The sequence below is a fragment of the Salirhabdus euzebyi genome, assembly GCF_014207435.1.
GTDB classification, from domain to species: domain Bacteria; phylum Bacillota; class Bacilli; order Bacillales; family Alkalibacillaceae; genus Salirhabdus; species Salirhabdus euzebyi.
Genome location: NZ_JACHGH010000004.1, coordinates 208,947 through 224,885, shown reverse-complemented (window position 1 = coordinate 224,885; position 15,939 = coordinate 208,947). Strand labels below are relative to the sequence as shown.

Annotated in this window: 14 protein-coding genes; 4 read left to right on the top strand and 10 right to left on the bottom strand. The window is 36.4% G+C overall.

Going from position 1 to position 15,939, the window contains the following annotated elements; genetic code table 11:
* Positions 1–207: 207 nt before the first annotated feature.
* The 10 genes from HNQ94_RS08255 to HNQ94_RS08210 all read right to left on the bottom strand — a co-directional run bounded on the left by HNQ94_RS08255 (position 208) and on the right by HNQ94_RS08210 (position 11,735).
* Positions 208–1,521 (bottom strand): sulfatase family protein, encoded by a 1,314-nt coding sequence (locus HNQ94_RS08255; protein ID WP_174495657.1) that lies wholly within the window; start codon positions 1,519–1,521, stop codon positions 208–210.
* Entirely contained in the window at positions 1,475–2,563 is a 1,089-nt protein-coding gene (locus HNQ94_RS08250) for a LacI family DNA-binding transcriptional regulator (RefSeq protein ID WP_174495658.1), read from the bottom strand. The genes HNQ94_RS08255 and HNQ94_RS08250 overlap by 47 nt, the downstream gene beginning before the upstream one ends.
* 64 nt (positions 2,564–2,627) lie before the next feature.
* Positions 2,628–3,329 carry a YesL family protein gene (locus HNQ94_RS08245; protein ID WP_174495659.1) on the bottom strand — a complete coding sequence of 234 codons (702 nt, stop codon included), beginning with the start codon at positions 3,327–3,329 and terminating at the stop codon, positions 2,628–2,630.
* Between the two features lie 135 nt (positions 3,330–3,464).
* On the bottom strand, positions 3,465–4,292 hold the full coding sequence (locus tag HNQ94_RS08240; protein ID WP_174495660.1) for a carbohydrate ABC transporter permease: 828 nt from the start codon (positions 4,290–4,292) through the stop codon (positions 3,465–3,467).
* Positions 4,292–5,167 (bottom strand): carbohydrate ABC transporter permease, encoded by an 876-nt coding sequence (locus tag HNQ94_RS08235; RefSeq protein WP_174495661.1) that lies wholly within the window; start codon positions 5,165–5,167, stop codon positions 4,292–4,294. Before HNQ94_RS08235 ends, HNQ94_RS08240 begins: the two co-directional genes overlap by 1 nt.
* 232 nt (positions 5,168–5,399) lie before the next feature.
* Positions 5,400–6,647: a sugar ABC transporter substrate-binding protein gene (locus tag HNQ94_RS08230; protein WP_174495662.1), complete on the bottom strand. Its 1,248-nt coding sequence runs from the start codon at positions 6,645–6,647 to the stop codon at positions 5,400–5,402.
* Between the two features lie 63 nt (positions 6,648–6,710).
* A complete protein-coding gene (locus HNQ94_RS08225; protein WP_174495663.1) occupies positions 6,711–9,095 on the bottom strand; it encodes a glycoside hydrolase family 65 protein in 2,385 nt (794 codons plus the stop codon).
* 442 nt (positions 9,096–9,537) lie between these two features.
* The gene (locus HNQ94_RS08220) at positions 9,538–10,221 is read right to left on the bottom strand and encodes an FAD-dependent oxidoreductase (protein WP_246199959.1); all 684 of its coding nucleotides are present in this window, start codon (positions 10,219–10,221) and stop codon (positions 9,538–9,540) included.
* A gap of 15 nt (positions 10,222–10,236) precedes the next feature.
* Positions 10,237–11,097: an SDR family oxidoreductase gene (locus HNQ94_RS08215; RefSeq protein ID WP_174495664.1), complete on the bottom strand. Its 861-nt coding sequence runs from the start codon at positions 11,095–11,097 to the stop codon at positions 10,237–10,239.
* Positions 11,098–11,168: 71 nt separating this feature from the next.
* Entirely contained in the window at positions 11,169–11,735 is a 567-nt protein-coding gene (locus HNQ94_RS08210) for a TetR/AcrR family transcriptional regulator (RefSeq protein ID WP_174495665.1), read from the bottom strand.
* 334 nt (positions 11,736–12,069) lie between these two features.
* Here HNQ94_RS08210 and qoxA point away from each other — a divergent pair, with 334 nt between their 5' ends.
* The 4 genes from qoxA (at position 12,070) to qoxD (ending at position 15,900) form a co-directional block, all read left to right on the top strand.
* Positions 12,070–13,005: a cytochrome aa3 quinol oxidase subunit II gene (gene qoxA, locus HNQ94_RS08205; protein ID WP_174495666.1), complete on the top strand. Its 936-nt coding sequence runs from the start codon at positions 12,070–12,072 to the stop codon at positions 13,003–13,005.
* Between the two features lie 66 nt (positions 13,006–13,071).
* Positions 13,072–15,021, top strand: a complete 1,950-nt coding sequence (gene qoxB, locus HNQ94_RS08200; protein WP_174495667.1) for a cytochrome aa3 quinol oxidase subunit I — start codon at positions 13,072–13,074, stop codon at positions 15,019–15,021.
* On the top strand, positions 15,018–15,614 hold the full coding sequence (locus HNQ94_RS08195; protein WP_174495668.1) for a cytochrome (ubi)quinol oxidase subunit III: 597 nt from the start codon (positions 15,018–15,020) through the stop codon (positions 15,612–15,614). The genes qoxB and HNQ94_RS08195 overlap by 4 nt, the downstream gene beginning before the upstream one ends.
* Before the next feature lies 1 nt (position 15,615).
* Positions 15,616–15,900 carry a cytochrome aa3 quinol oxidase subunit IV gene (qoxD, locus tag HNQ94_RS08190; protein ID WP_174495669.1) on the top strand — a complete coding sequence of 95 codons (285 nt, stop codon included), beginning with the start codon at positions 15,616–15,618 and terminating at the stop codon, positions 15,898–15,900.
* Positions 15,901–15,939: the final 39 nt, after the last annotated feature.

Here is a 15,939-nt window from a genome sequence, read left to right as displayed (position 1 = left end):
TTTCATTTTATTCATGTTCTTATAGACACCTAGTTAAGCACGAACTAATGCAGGCCCAAGCGTATAGTCTGCTCTGCTTAATATATCCAAAAAAACCGGAAATAGCATTTAGGAATACCACTACTAGGTCATAGCTAGATCCGGAGAAATTTCAAGATTTAATGGAAAGGCTGGTACAAATATAATCCACGACCAGCCGTCATTTAATTACTTTCCGGAATTCTTATATACATTCCCTGCCTCGATTTCCTTCTTCCATTCCTCTGCTTCGTACCCAGGAATTGGTCCTTCTAACAATGGATCGTTTGACTCTTTCATCCATTGTTCCACCTTTTCTCGCAAATCCTTCACAATGTGGCTATACTGTTGATCATCTGCGACATTATTTTGCTCTAATGGATCTTTCTCTAGATCATAAAGTTCTTCTTCTGAATTGCTAACGTAATATTCATCACGAACTTCTTGGCCTGTCAGGCTTTCATGTAGATCATAAGGCAAATATACTTTTGGACCTTCTTCAAAGTTTCGTATATATTTATATTTTTTTGTGCGAATCCCTCTCATTGGATGGTAACGATCGTGCCAGGATAGTTCACAGAAAAAGCTTTCTCGCTCTTCATATGTTTCGTCTGCTAATAAAGGTAGGAAGCTTTTTCCATCTAATCCATCTGGCACATTTCCACCAGCAAGTTCAATAAGTGTTGGCATTAAATCAATATTACATAGTAATTCATCCTGCATGCGACCACCGTTCCTCATACCAGCTGGAAGTCTCATAATAAGCGCTGTTTCTAATCCCGAATCGAGCAAAGTTCCTTTTGCACGCGGGAATGCAATCCCATGATCCGTTGTATAAATTAATAATGTGGTATCTGCTAAACCATTCTCTTCTAGTAAACGTTTTATTCTACCGACTGCTTTATCTAATTCTTTTACCGAACCATAAAAGTAAGATAAATCCTCTCTTACTTTTGGGGTGTCCGGTAAATAAGAGGGAACTTGTACTTCATCAAGTGGTACCGGGTCAAAGTCATCAAATGGACGATGTGTTTCTTCAAAACCTACGGAAGCATAAAAAGGTTGCTCGGATTGAGATTTTTCTTTCAGGAAAGCCTCGACTTTATCCGTTACTTTTTCAGCAGCATTTCCTGGAACATTTACGACATGTTGATAACCGAGTTTTTCCCCGTCAAGTTCTCCATCGATTGATTCATGGAAAAAGCCAATTAAGTGCGTCTCATATCCTAATTTATTCATTTCAGATGGAATCGTATCAATATCTTTTTTCATCGAATGTCCCATATGCGCTAGCCCTAACATTCCGTGGTTATGACCATACATTCCCGTTAAGATGCTACCACGACTTGGACTACATTGTGGTTGGGAACAAAAGTAATTGTTAAATTTAACACCATTTTCAGCCATGTCATTTAGCTCTGGGGTTTCCACACTGTAACCGTAGCTTCCTAAAAACCTACCGGTATCGTGTGAGATAATCATTAGTATGTTCGGTTTGTTCATTACTTTTTTCTTCCTCCTTTATGTGTTCCTTCCATCCTGTTGCACTATCACGTTCCATTAATTCACAGTTCACTACTTTTTGTTTTGTACCTTCCTTCTTTTCCATCATTTGCTGGACTAAGAGGGCAGATTGCTTACCCATTTCAAAGAAATCCTGACGAATAGTCGTTAAACGGGGTTGAGTAAAATCACTTACCATTAAATCGTCAAAACCTACAACTGAAATATCATCTGGTACCCGCAATCCTTTTTCTTTCACTGCTTTCATAACCCCATACGCCATTAAATCGCTATAGCAAATAAAAGCGGTAGGGCGTTTTACTTGTAAATATTTTTTGGCTAAAAGGTACGCTTTATGTTCGGAAAACTCTGCATACAGAACATCTTCATCAGCAAGTTCAAGTCCATATGAGTCAAAGGCACTTTTCGTTCCTTTGAAGCGTTCGGCGTTAACATACGTTTCCTTCGTTCCAGCCATGACAACAATATCTCGATGATTCTTTTCTAAAAGATAGGATGCTAACTCTCGGCTTGCACCAAAGTTATCACTCGTCACACTTCCAATAAGCTGATTATCTAATTCTGTTGCCAAATCAATCATGACACATGGAATATTCGTATCCATTAGCTCATGAAAATAAGGATCATCTGTCCGAATTCCTTGGACAATGATGCCACCGATTTTTCGATCCCGGCAAAACTGGGCATAGCTCTTTTGTTCTTGTTTGAAAGAATCAATCAAGAATATAGACAATTCATAGTCGTTCTCTTGTACGCCCGTATAAACACCTTTTAAAATTTCAAAGGAAATGGTGTCTTTCGTATTCTCTGTAAATATTCCTGAAGCTATTAAGCCAATGGTTTTCTGCCTTTTTGAAGATAAACTTTTCGCTACTATATTAGGCGTGTAGTTAAGTTCTTTTGCGATTTCAAATATTTTTTCGCGCGTCTTTGCATTAATATCCGGATAATTATTAAAGGCTCTTGAAACAACACTTATGGACACACCTGCTTTTTTTGCAACATCTTTAATTGTCGCCATGTTTGCTCACTTCCTATTATGAATTCCAAATTATGAATCCTAAATTTATTATCGATATTAATACTTAACGGTTTTTGAACTCTTGCGCCTTTTTCTCTATCTTTAATGTGAACCGATAAAAAGAAAAGAAAGTCATAAATGATATAACCGAAACAGTAAAAAAAGGAAACAAAAACCACAATCTAAAGCTCATATATAAGATAGACGCACTTATAAGTAAAACCGCAAAAAAGTGTAATGGATTTCCAATTGTAATGAGGAAAGCATTTTTAAAAAGCTCTTTATTTGTCATGAAGTAATGAACGCTTAAACAAAAATAATTAATCGTAAAGACAAGTAAAGCTAATCCGATTATTATCATTATAATTCCAAATAAGGAATGCTGATCCTTTAAGTAGAAAAAATCAATGGTCCAAATGATCCAAATTAACGTTAATAGGATACCTGCCCATACACTTTTTTTATAGCTTTCTTTCATATAGATCCAATAGGTCCTTAAAAGAGAAGATGTGTCTTTCCCCATCGTCCAATCACGAGCTGATGCATATACAGCTATTGTAGATGGATAAAAAAGTAACGGTAATAAGATAATTAATGGGACAGAAAGAGCCACAAGTTCAACAGTTGAAGGTGCAAACACCATCATAATAGTAAGAAGGAGTATGGGAAGATTGATGATAATCCATAAAAAATTCACTATGGAAAATCGCATAATCCATTCTGCTACTGCGTATAATCCTCCCATAAATCCTGAATAATTTTGCATAATTTATTTCCCTCCTGGACAGGATGGAATATTCTTTTTTATTTAACGTCAAAACATCCATTCCGTCACCTAATCGTGTACTTCTTGGATGTCATTATAACTTACTATTGACGTTTATTACTATTCTTTTCCTGCTTATTTCACTGCACCTTCACCAATACCCTTAATAATATGCTTTTGTGCAAACAAGTAAAAGATAATAACAGGAATAACCGTTAATGTTAAACCAGCCATTGCCATGTTCCACTGAATCGTAAATTCTCCAAAGAAATAAAAAGTAGATAGTGGAATAGTACGTAACGCTGTATCTGATAAAACAAGAGATGGTAACAGGAAGTCATTCCAAATTTGGATAACGTTCAAGATGATTACAGTAACTGTTATCGGTTTTAACATTGGGAAAACGATACGCCAAAATTGGGTGAATCTGTTTGCACCATCGATCAGGGCAGCTTCCTCTAGTGATGTAGGAATCGTTGCACGAACAAAACCGTGATAAAGGAATACAGCCATTCCAGAATTAAAACCAACATGCATATAAATTAACCCACCGCGAGTATTTATCATCGGAATACCAAGTGTATTCGAAATGGTACTCATGAACTGGACCAAAGGCATCATTAACGTTTGGAATGGAATTAGCATTGTTGCAATAAACGTCATGAAGATAATTTTACTTACCCAATTATTTGATCTTGCTAACATCCAAGCAGTCATGGAAGAAAGAATAACAACAAAAACAGTAGCTGTTATTGTAATGATTAAAGAATTTGTTAATGCATTTAAAAAATCCATCTTTTCCATAGCCCCAACATAATATTGGAAACTAAATTCCTGAGGTAATGCCATGACGTTCTCATAGAGCTCTTGTCTGTTTTTAAACGAGTTAACAACCATAATGTATACAGGGGATAGAAATAATAATGCACCTAGAAATAATGCAATTTCTTTTATATACCTCATTACATTTCTACCTCCCTTTTCTTCGTAATGTAAACTTGTGTTAACGTTACTGCAGCAACAATCACGAAGAAGACAACTGCCTTCGCTTGACCGAAGCCGTAGTTTCCGTAGCCAAAAATTTCATTATAAATGTGTAAGGCAAACAATTCTGTTTTGTTTACTGGACCCCCGCCTGTTAAAGACAAGTTTACATCATAAATTTTAAAACCAAATGATAAGGTTAAGAACAAGCAAATAGTAAACGATGGCATTAACAATGGAAGGATAATTTTACGCAGACGTTGCCAATACCCAGCACCATCAATAACAGAAGCCTCGATAATATCGTTTGAAATACCTTGGATTCCTGTAATGTAAATAATCATCATGTAACCTGCCATTTGCCATGTAAATACAAATACTAGTGCATATAGCGCATAGTCCGGATCTAATAACCAGTTAAAAAACACACTATCAAACCCAGTTGCTTCTCCGATGATTTTAAATGCATCAGAAAAAATAAACTGCCAAATATAACCTAAGATCAAACCACCTATTAGGTTTGGCATAAACAACATCGCACGTGCCGCGTTTACGGTCCTTAAACTAGTTGTTACAAGCAGTGCAAAAGCGACACCTATTATGTTGACTGTAATAACAGCTAAAATAGTAAATTTAACAGTGACCCATGCCGAATCAATGAATCGGGTATCCCCTAATAACTGACCATAATTTTCTAAACCGACAAATACCATAGGATTTGCTCTAATCCCATCCCAGTCAAAGAATGAGTAGTAAATACCCATTAGGAACGGAATAATGACTACCGTTACAAAGATTATTAATAGCGGGAGGGTGAAAAACAGATACCAACCCTTGGTCATTCGATTTGCCATTTCAACCCCTTCTTTCTCTTGCAATAATATTTCTATCTCGCGTTTTCATTCTAAGTTGTCTTTTGAACGGGCTTCTAAAAAAAGAAAAGCCTTTTATGAATAACAGTCGGCTTTCGCAAACGTATTATGTTAAAAAGACAAAGGAAAGGAAGATAAAACCTTTTTGAATATTGTTTCTCTGTTTTATCTTCCTATCCATTATTTTAAGTTAATTTTCTTTGATGTAACAGTTTTACTTTGTTGCGTTATCCCATGCAGCATCAAGACTTTCAATGAACTCTTCACCAGTAACATCTTCCGTCAAGAAGAAGTTTTGAGCAGCTGGTGTAAAGTCATTTACTACTAGGTTAGCTGGGTAGTAGTTATGAGACCATGGAATTGTTTGTCCTGCGTTTGTTGCATCTAATACAGCTTGAGAAAGTGGATCTAAGTTTTCAGCAGCAATGTTAGTGAAAGCTGGAACAAATCCAAACTCTTCTACAATGTAACGTTGACCCGTTTCACTAGTATGCATCCAGTTCAAGAAATCAGTTGCAGCTTGAACTTCTGCTTCATCTTTTGTTCCGTTAACTGCCCAGTTACTACCTACACCTACAGCTAACTTGTCATTGTCAAGTAATGGGAATGGTAACATACCGATTTCGAAATCTAAGTCGTAATCAGCAAACATACCGTAAGCCCAGTTACCTTGGTGAATCATAGCCGTTTTACCTGTAGCAAAGTCACCAATTTGTTCATCATAAGAAATATCTAATGGACTTGGGATATTTGCTCTAATATCTTCCATCAAATCACCGAAAGCTTGGAACTCAGCAGTTTCTGACATTGTAGTTTCACCATTATTTAAAGACTGTACGTAAGCATAGTTATCTTCTTGTAAAGAGAATGGATAGTTACTAATATGTCCAATTAAGAAATATGCTTCTTGTGCAAGACTTAAACCAGCAACATCAGTACCATTAAAGCTTTCTAAAGTTTCAACAAAACCTTCTTGTGTTGCAACATCTTCAGGGTTGATTAAATCTTTATTATAAACTAATCCAAAACCTTCTACTCCGTATGGTACACCTACAATTTTACCATCATACTCTAAAGCCATGTTAGGAGCAACATGTTCAACAAATTCTGCACCACTCATGTCATGTAGGTAAGACTGAAGCTTTTCTGCTTCTGTAATGTGACGAACACTGAAAATAGATGGTCCTTGGTTACTGTTTAATTTAATTTGTAGCTGTTGGAAGTAGTCATCACCAGTAGTACCAATAACTTCTACTTCTACACCTGTTTCTTCTTCATACTCTGTAGCTAATGCTTCTAATGCTTCAGAAATTTCAACCTTACTTTGGAAAATCGTAATCTTTTGGCCATCGCCTTCTTGACCTTCCTCGTTATTGTTGTCATCTCCGCCGCCGTTACATGCTGCTAATACAAGTGCAACTGCGATCGATAAAAGTAATAGTAGACTTTTACGGAACTTCATTCGAATTCCTCCTAATAATAAGTTTTTTGTTTTTTTATATTTATAGACGATAAAAATCATCTATTAAATATCAGCTAATTGGATGTTGCGAATAGGTATTTCTACCTCATTTTCAAATGAGTATAGTTTTCCAAAAATTTCACAGACTATACTTCCTTTGCTTTCGGCTTTTATTGATAATGCCGATTGTGAAATGGTTATAGTGAGCGGCTGCTCCTTCCACTTAATCGTAAAGTTCATACGGTTCCAATGCTTCGGCAATTTTGGATGAATGGAGAGTTGATTACCTTTTATTCGAATACCGGCAAAACCGAACACAGCAGCTGACCAAATACCGCCTATTGATGCGGCATGCACACCTTCATCTGATGTATGCATATATGGTCCTAAGTCGATTTCACATGCTTCCTTAAACAAGGAATAGGCAAGCTCCTGTTTCCCAATATCATTTGCCAGGATAGCGTGTGTCGCTAAACTTAAGGATGAATCGTGAAGAGTTTTCGGCTCATAGAAGTTAAAATTTGCTTTTTTCACTTCATATGAAAAGCGATAATCCTCATTCAAAAAGGTTTGTTCAAGTAGGTACAGTAAAACGAGAACATCTGCCTGTTTTGTGACCTGTATCTTGTTAATTTGTTCCGGATTATAATCTTTATAAATACCGCGAACCCCTTCTTGATTTTTATATTTTGTCAAATCAATTTCTTTTAAACGTAAATACGTATCATCTTGAGGAATAACAAGATCCGCTTCTTGAGGTTTTGGTAAGTAAAGCTTTTCAGCTTTCTTTTCCCATATTGGATACGCCTTTGTTAAAGATAACTGATTATCTAACTCCGTAAATCTTTTCGGATTTTCCTTTTTAAGCTTTTCAAAAAAACGTGAAGCAAGCTTCAAATTGAAATACGCCATATAATTTGTATATGCATTGTTATCTACATGCTCTTTATACTCATCAGGACCAATAACATTGTTTATGTGGTACTCTTCTTTTTTATCATTCCATTCTAGACGACTTGCCCAAAATTTCGCGGTATCAAAAATCATTTCGTAACCGTGATTCGTCATAAATTCTTCATCGCCAGTTACACGATAGTATTGATAAACTGCAAAGGAAATATCTGAAGTAATATGCTGCTCAATAAGCCCTGACCAAATCTTCGTTTGCTCACCGGTAACAATATCTACATCTCCCCAAGCAGGAGTTACTTCACCATCAGTCGGCCAAGCTGCCTCCCATGGATACATTGCACCTTCATAACCATTTTCTAATGCTTTTCTTCTCGCACCTGCTAAACCATGATAACGGTAGGTTAATAATGATTTCGCGATATGTGGATTAGAGTAAGTAAAGAATGGAAGAATGAAAATTTCGGTATCCCAGAACGAATGACCCTTATATCCCTCTCCACTTAACGCTTTTGCACCGATTCCCATTCTCTCATCATGAGCTGGTGTCATAATTGTTAAATGATAAAGCGCAAAACGTAATGCAAGTTGATCAAAGGAGTCCTCACTATCAACTTCAAAATTATAAACATTCCATACTTTGTTTTGCCATGCCGTTCGATGTGCTTCAAACAGATTATCATAGCCTCTTGCTACTGCTTCCTTTAAATCGGCTATACCATGTTCGCGAAGCTGCGATAATTCGTAAGTAGGTTTATCAAACTCTTTATCACGATTCGTATAGACTGTTGTTAATTTTTCCACCTCTAGTTTTTCACCCTGCCCAAGAGTAAGGTCATAAGTAAGCCACACTTTACGGCGACTCATATCCATCTTTGGTTCCGTATTAACTTGATGACCATTGACGAAAACTTTATGCGCCGTGTTATGTACCACATCTATACCTGACTCATTGGTCGTTTGAACAAGCTGAACGAAACGTCTATCATAAACCCTTCTTTCCCCTTCTAAAAAATGTTGGGATCCAGAATTCGTTACTTGTGCATTAATCCCAGAGTCAAAAGAAATTTCCACCGACTCTGTTAAACTTTCAACTTCCATCTTCATTGCTATAACATGCAAATTATCAAGCGACACAAACCGTTTGAACAGGAATTCTAACTCTTTACCTTTTGGAGAAGTCCAATGAAAGGAACGGGTTAATTCCGCTGTTTTTACATTTAATTGACGGACATAATCCTTCGTCTCTCCAAATTCAAGGCTAAAACGTTCTCCATCAATTCGGATGTCCAATTTGGTAACATCAGCAAGGTTTGGAAGTTCAGTTACTTCATTTTGCTCTGCCTTATTAAAGGTACCGCTTACAAAAAGATTTCTAGTTTCTTTTAGGTATGCCTCTTCTGTAGCTGATCGTAATCCCATGTATCCGTTTCCAAGATACATTATCGCTTCTCCCTTTCCTAACATATCAGGAGAAAATGAAACTTCAGCAACGACCCAGTCTTTAAAGGCTTTTTTACCTAATCCGTATTCCATCAAGAGAAAACACAACCTTTTCCGAAAACGTTTTAGTAATATAGCGAAAAAAATGTCGAAAACGTTTTAGTTTTTGACGAAAAAAATATGAAAGCGTTTTATTCACTTAGGAAAAGAAAAGAACTTGGATGAAGTTGGTGTAAACTTTATTAAGTCCTTGTAATCGAAGTATATGACTAGCCCCCAAAAAAGTCAATATAAAAAAGATAGATTTTTTCAAAAGAAAATCCAGCTATTCATAAAAAATTCAAAGATGAAAAACTTACTAAATCATTAAACTAGTATTTTCGCTAGGGATGCATTTCAAAAAGGTATTCAGTCTTTTATGAATGAAAGAATTTCTTGAAATATCTCATTACTTTTCATTAGGCACTCCAGTATGGACTTATTCTATATAATAGATTACTAGTTTCTTGTTATTTATAGCCAAAAAATACATCCTTCTTCATATTGATTTGGATATATTTTGATTCTTTAAATAATGTGAGACATCTCGGATCATAAATTTTGGTCCTGCTAAATAATAATGACGATCTTTTTGATGTATGGATAAAAAGTAGTCTATTCGCTCATATAATTCTTTTCGATCTTTTACGAAATGAACATTAAGGTTTGTGGATCCAGTTATTTCTTCTATTTCTTCTTTAAATAAAAATATTTCTTTACTATCAAAGTATAGTAAATCCACCTTATTTGTCTCTTCTTTGTTATTTTCTAATTCCTTGATGATGGAGCGAAAGGGCGTAATTCCAATTCCACCAGCAATAAACAGTACTGGGAAATTTGTATTTTCCTTTACATAAAGAGGTCCAACTGGTCCTCTCATTTGGATACGCATACCTTTTTTAAGTTCCGTTATCGCTTGCTTGAAAGCACTAGGGTTATCCTTTATTTCCATTGTTATTTTAAATACCTTTTCAGAAGGTGCCGATGCAATACTAAAGGGTCTACTTGGCTTTTTAACTTTCTTATGAGTAATTGTGAAAATCCCATGCTGACCTGCCTTCCAGTGTAGCTCTTCATTTTTTTCAAATATGAAAGTAAATATATTATCCGATTCTTTATGTCGTTCTAAAAAAACCAATTCATTCTTTTTTAAAATGGCTGAAACATCTTGAATAAATCCCATCATAATCATCCCCTTTTATGAAGTAAAGCTACTTCTATTTTCCTTAACAAACTCCTTGAAAGTACGCGGCTTTCTTCCTGTTAATCGTATAAAGTCATTAGTAACTTCTTTCGCAGTACCCATTCTTGTCATAAAATAAAGGGCAACGGTAACATTAACATATTTTTTATCTAACCTACGTTTTTTAATATAATATCTTCTATATTTCCAATAGCTAGGTTTGGCATATTTAATGTTCTTTCCCGTTTCTTCACTTAAAATTTGTGCTACCTGGTAATAATCTAGTGCTTCTGAACCTGTAATCGTATGAGCAGTATTTTGGTAGGATTCAGGGTCGTGCAGTAAAGTGGCAACCGCAAGCCCAATATCAGCTGCATCTATAAAACTCGTTTTACTATTTCCAGCTGGAACAAACACCTGACTTTTTTCGCGAATTTCTTTAGATTGAACTCCAGATACATTTTGCATAAAAAATCCTGGTCGGACGTGAGCATATGGCAATTCTGAATCCTCTATATATTTCTCTATTTTATGGTGAGGTGGTATCGTGTTTTTTTCTACGCCCATAAGAGACAAAAAGGAAACTAATTTAATCTTGGACAATTTCATTTCGTCTATGAATGGATATAAATCTTCGGGTTTACCAAGGTGTGGTGGTCTCATTAAAAATACGCGATCTACGTCATTTAAAACACCCTGAAATGTCTCTGGTTTCTTAAAGTCAAAATAGACCGTTTCTACCTTATTTGAAAAAGTATCTGCTGGATTTTTGAAACTAGGGCCAGCAGCAATTACTCTTTCCCCTTTTTTGAGCAATTCGTCTACAACATACTTGCCCACGTTACCGGTTGCACCTGTTACTAAAACCTTTTTCATTAAATTTCCCTCCCTTGTTATTCATTAGACCAGTCTATATAAAATGTGAGTAAAAAATTCCAGCAAATAACTTAGTTAAGAAGGACTGGAATTTGTTTCGATATTACGAGAAGAGCATCAACATTACCCGCTGTAAAAGATGTAAGAAACGATCCTTCAATCATGGAATGGATGACCACTCCCAACTCTTTTGCTTTTTTTTCGTCATACCCTGATGCAATTAACTTGTTTGTAAATACGTTTTGAAAACTTTCATAAGCAAGTCTGCATTCTTCTCTTAATGGTTCACTAACTAAAGCTGTTTCTAGAGCAACAGCAGCAATAGGAACGCCATCCGTTCGACGTTCTTGCTTAAATTCTTCTACTAATTCAACGATAAATTGCTGAATAGCTTCTACTGGATCATCTTTTTTACGTAAGGAAGCATTCATCCGATTTGTAACAAATTTTGCTGTTAAACGAACGGATTCAATAGCTAGTTCTTCCTTCCCATTTGGAAAATGATAATACAACGATCCTTTCGGTGCACCACTTTCTTTTGTAATCTGGTTCAAACCAGTGGCATGATATCCTTGTAATTGAAATAGTCTAGAAGCTGTTTTAATTAATTTATCTTTTGAACTTACTTTGTCCGTCATACTTTATACCTCTTTTAATTATTATACCAATTGGTCTACTTAAATGATAAATAAAATGAAGAATCATGTCAAATTAAAAATAACTATTTTATTTGACCCAGTAATTGTTACCAAATCTATGATTTCTAACAAATTTAGAAAAATCTACAGTATATATTTCAAAAAAAGTTCACATATATGTAATTTTATTTTGAACAATTTGTGACATAATTCACATTCTATTGAAATGGGTCATAAAGGGTAATAAGATGAGTAAGTGAATTAGATTGTGAACCTTGTAACATAATTCATCAATGAGCATTTTACCTACATTTACATGAAAGGGGAACCTAAAATGAAAAGGAAGCTTTCCTTGTCATTTCTATTTTTCACTATTATCACAGTGCTAACAGGTTGTGGTAATTTATTAGTTTTAGATCCAAAAGGTCCTCAAGCACAAACACAAGCTGACGTAATTATGATTTCTATTTGGACGATGTTATTTGTGGTTATTGTTGTATTTGCTTTATTGGCTTATATGCTAATCAAATACCGAGCGTCCAAGCAGAGTGATGATTATGAGCCACCACACATTGAGGGAAGCAAGGTAATGGAAAGTATCTTTGTGGGAATTCCTGTTATTATCATCATTTTCCTATCCATTGTTTCCGTAAAAAGTAACTATGCAGTGGAATCAACACCAGAAGGTTATGAAGATCAGGAACCACTTGTCATATACGCATCATCTTCAAATTGGAAGTGGCATTTTAGCTATCCAGAGCAAGATATAGAGACAGTAAACTATTTATATATACCGACTGATCGTGCATTAGAATTTAAGTTGTACTCTCACGGACCAATTACTAGTTTTTGGGTTCCACAGCTGGGCGGTCAAAAATATGCAATGGCTGACATGGTAACTACCCTTCACCTAGCTGCTGATGTTCCAGGTGAATTCTTTGGAAGAAATGCAAACTTTAGCGGAAAAGGTTTTGCTCATAATACCTTTAACGTAAATGCTGTACCTCCAGCCGAATTTGAAGAATGGGTAGATGAGGTGAAAGAAACAGCTAGTCCTATAACGGAGGATAGATTCCAAGAGTTATTAGAGCCTGGTCACTTAGGTCAGCTGACATTCACAGGAACGCACCTTGAATTTTCTCCAGCACCTGAACACAACCATGGAGGAAGTCAATCTCATGATAAGCATGATGGTCATGAAAATCATGATCACCACGAGAAGCACGAAGATCATGAAGAGGAAGAATCCTCTGATCATCACCACCATTAAAGTTTCCTAGTTTCATAGCGTCTTAGCTTTATAAACTTTGTATTAGTTGAAAGGAGACAAAAACGTATGGAATTCTTTGAGCGTTTTGCCATACCTCATCCGAGTCCTGCGATTTACGCTTCGATGGTTGCAATTGGACTTACTGTCATTGCAATTATTGCCGGATTAACCTATTTCAAAAAATGGGGTTATATATGGCGTGAATGGCTAACGACTGTTGACCATAAACGAATTGGTATTATGTATCTTATTTCTGCCCTACTTATGCTTTTCCGAGGTGGAGTAGATGCGATTATGATGCGTTCACAGTTAGCAGTTCCAGGTAACACGTTACTAGATGCACAGCATTATAATGAGATTTTTACGACGCACGGAATTGTTATGATTCTCTTCATGGCAATGCCATTTATTATAGCACTGATGAACTTTGTTGTTCCTCTTCAAATTGGAGCACGGGATGTAGCGTTCCCGCGTTTAAACGCGTTAAGTTTTTGGTTATTCTTTTTCGCCGCTATGTTATTCAACATCTCGTTCGTAGTCGGAGGCTCACCTGATGCTGGTTGGACTTCCTACTTCCCACTTGCTGGAAATGAACATAGTCCACACGTAGGAACGAACTACTACATGATTGCGATCCAAATCGCAGGTCTTGGTACGTTAATGACAGGTATTAACTTTATCGTAACAATCTTGAAAATGAGAGCACCTGGGATGACATTAATGAAGATGCCGATGTTTACTTGGTCTGCGCTGATCACAAACGTAATTATCGTATTCGCATTCCCAGTATTAACAATAGCACTAGCAATGGGAACAATGGATCGTTTATTCGGGACCCATTTCTTCTCTATTGATAATGGTGGAATGGATATGCTCTGGGCAAACCTGTTCTGGGTTTGGGGACATCCAGAAGTTTATATTTTAATCCTACCGGCTTTCGGTATTTATAGTGAAGTCATCTCGACTTTTGCTCGTAGGAACTTATACGGATATAAATCAATGGTTGCTTCCATGGTAATCATCTCGCTCTTCTCCTTCTTAGTATGGGTGCATCATTTCTTTACGATGGGGCAAGGAGCATTTGTTAATAGTATTTTCTCCGTTACGACAATGGCAATTGCTGTTCCAACAGGGATAAAAATCTTCAACTGGCTCTTTACCCTTTGGAAAGGAAAAATTGTTATGACTACTCCAATGCTTTACTCCATGCTCTTTATTCCAATTTTCACGATCGGCGGAGTAACTGGAGTTATGCTTGGAATGTCTGCAGCAGACTATCAATATCACAATACAATGTTCCTAGTAGCACACTTCCACTTAGTAATTATTCCTGGTGTTGTATTCGCTATGCTTGCAGGATTAACTTACTGGTGGCCAAAAATGTTCGGCTTTATGCTTAACGAAAGAATTGGTAAATGGGCTGCATGGTTAATTGCAGTTGGTACTTGTGTTGCCTTCTTCCCAATGTTTATTTCTGGATTAGACGGCCAAGCTCGCCGTATGTACACGTACTCTGAAGCAACTGGTTTCGGTTTTTGGAACATGCTTTCATTCATTGGAGCAGGTATTTTAGCTATTGGATTCGTTTTAATTGTGTACAACATTTACTACAGTACACGATATGCAACAAGAGATATTGGTGCTGATCCATGGGATGCACGTACCCTTGAGTGGGCAACACACAGCCCAGTTCCTGAATATAACTTTGCTATTACACCAGAAGTGAATTCTAGCGAAGCACTTTGGGATGAAAAGAAAAAAGGTCACAAGCTATTTAAAGGTTCTTATCAAGAAATACACATGCCAAGTAAAAGTGGCGTTCCATTTATTATGAGTGCGATTTTCTTCGTGTTTGGTTTTGCTATGATTTTCAGCTTGTGGATTCTTGCGATTGTCTCTTTATTGGGAATTTTCGCATGCTTAATTCACCGTTCCTTTGAGCAAGATCATGGCTACCACATTTCGGTCAAGGAGATTGAAGAAACAGAAGCTAAAATGGGAGGTGCTAAAGGATGAAAATAGATCACTCTCAGCCTCTTGAATATGGTACAGAACAGAACAAAATGAATATTTTAGGCTTCTGGATTTTTCTAGGAGCAGAAATCATGTTGTTTGGAACACTTTTTGCTTCCTATTTTACACTTGAAAATCGTATAGGGAGTGGACCTTCTGGGGCAGATATTTTTGAAATTACCCCTATAATTATTGAAACATTTCTATTATTAACAAGTAGTTTTACCATTGGTTTAGCGATACATGCGATGCGCCTTGGTAGACAGAAAGCCATGCTAACATTCTTTGGCATTACATTAGTACTCGGTCTAGCATTCTTAAGTGTAGAAATATACGAGTTCTTCCACTATGTGCATGTTGGTGCAGGGCTCCAAACAAGTGCTTTTTCCGCAATCCTTTTAACCACATTAGGAACGCACGGAGCACACGTAACGTTTGGACTACTATGGGGGCTAGGTATTATTCTTCAAATTAAAAAGCGTGGTTTAACAGTGGAAACAACAAACAAGTCCTTTATTTTCTCTCTTTACTGGCACTTCTTAGATGTCGTTTGGATCTTTATTTTCAGCTTCATCTATTTGAAAGGACTGATGTAAAATGAAAGAATTATTTCCACGCAAACAAGTCATGGGATTTATCTTTTCACTCGTTTTAACTGTAGCTGCACTTCTTGTGTATTTCCTTGACCTGTCATTTGCACTAGGGATGACGGTACTTTTAGTAACAGCATTTTTACAGGCTGGACTCCAGTTAGTCGTGTTTATGCATGCTGGAGAATCAGAGGATAAAGCAACTATTTATACGAATGTTTATTATGGATTAATAATTGCTTTAGTAACAATATTTGGAACACTACTTGCAATGATTTGGGGAATGGTTTAAGTAAGAAAAATAGATATCACAAACACTGAAAAGCGCCTG

Bases quoted from the DNA above. Each gene is read 5' to 3' on its own strand.
- HNQ94_RS08255 (WP_174495657.1), bottom strand. From the start codon at position 1,521: ATGAACAAACCGAACATACTAATGATTATCTCACACGATACCGGTAGG.
- HNQ94_RS08250 (WP_174495658.1), bottom strand. From the start codon at position 2,563: ATGGCGACAATTAAAGATGTTGCAAAAAAAGCAGGTGTGTCCATAAGT.
- HNQ94_RS08245 (WP_174495659.1), bottom strand. From the start codon at position 3,329: ATGCAAAATTATTCAGGATTTATGGGAGGATTATACGCAGTAGCAGAA.
- HNQ94_RS08240 (WP_174495660.1), bottom strand. From the start codon at position 4,292: ATGAGGTATATAAAAGAAATTGCATTATTTCTAGGTGCATTATTATTT.
- HNQ94_RS08235 (WP_174495661.1), bottom strand. From the start codon at position 5,167: ATGGCAAATCGAATGACCAAGGGTTGGTATCTGTTTTTCACCCTCCCG.
- HNQ94_RS08230 (WP_174495662.1), bottom strand. From the start codon at position 6,647: ATGAAGTTCCGTAAAAGTCTACTATTACTTTTATCGATCGCAGTTGCA.
- HNQ94_RS08220 (WP_246199959.1), bottom strand. From the start codon at position 10,221: ATGGGATTTATTCAAGATGTTTCAGCCATTTTAAAAAAGAATGAATTG.
- HNQ94_RS08215 (WP_174495664.1), bottom strand. From the start codon at position 11,097: ATGAAAAAGGTTTTAGTAACAGGTGCAACCGGTAACGTGGGCAAGTAT.
- HNQ94_RS08210 (WP_174495665.1), bottom strand. From the start codon at position 11,735: ATGACGGACAAAGTAAGTTCAAAAGATAAATTAATTAAAACAGCTTCT.
- qoxA (WP_174495666.1), top strand. From the start codon at position 12,070: ATGAAAAGGAAGCTTTCCTTGTCATTTCTATTTTTCACTATTATCACA.
- qoxB (WP_174495667.1), top strand. From the start codon at position 13,072: ATGGAATTCTTTGAGCGTTTTGCCATACCTCATCCGAGTCCTGCGATT.
- HNQ94_RS08195 (WP_174495668.1), top strand. From the start codon at position 15,018: ATGAAAATAGATCACTCTCAGCCTCTTGAATATGGTACAGAACAGAAC.
- qoxD (WP_174495669.1), top strand. From the start codon at position 15,616: ATGAAAGAATTATTTCCACGCAAACAAGTCATGGGATTTATCTTTTCA.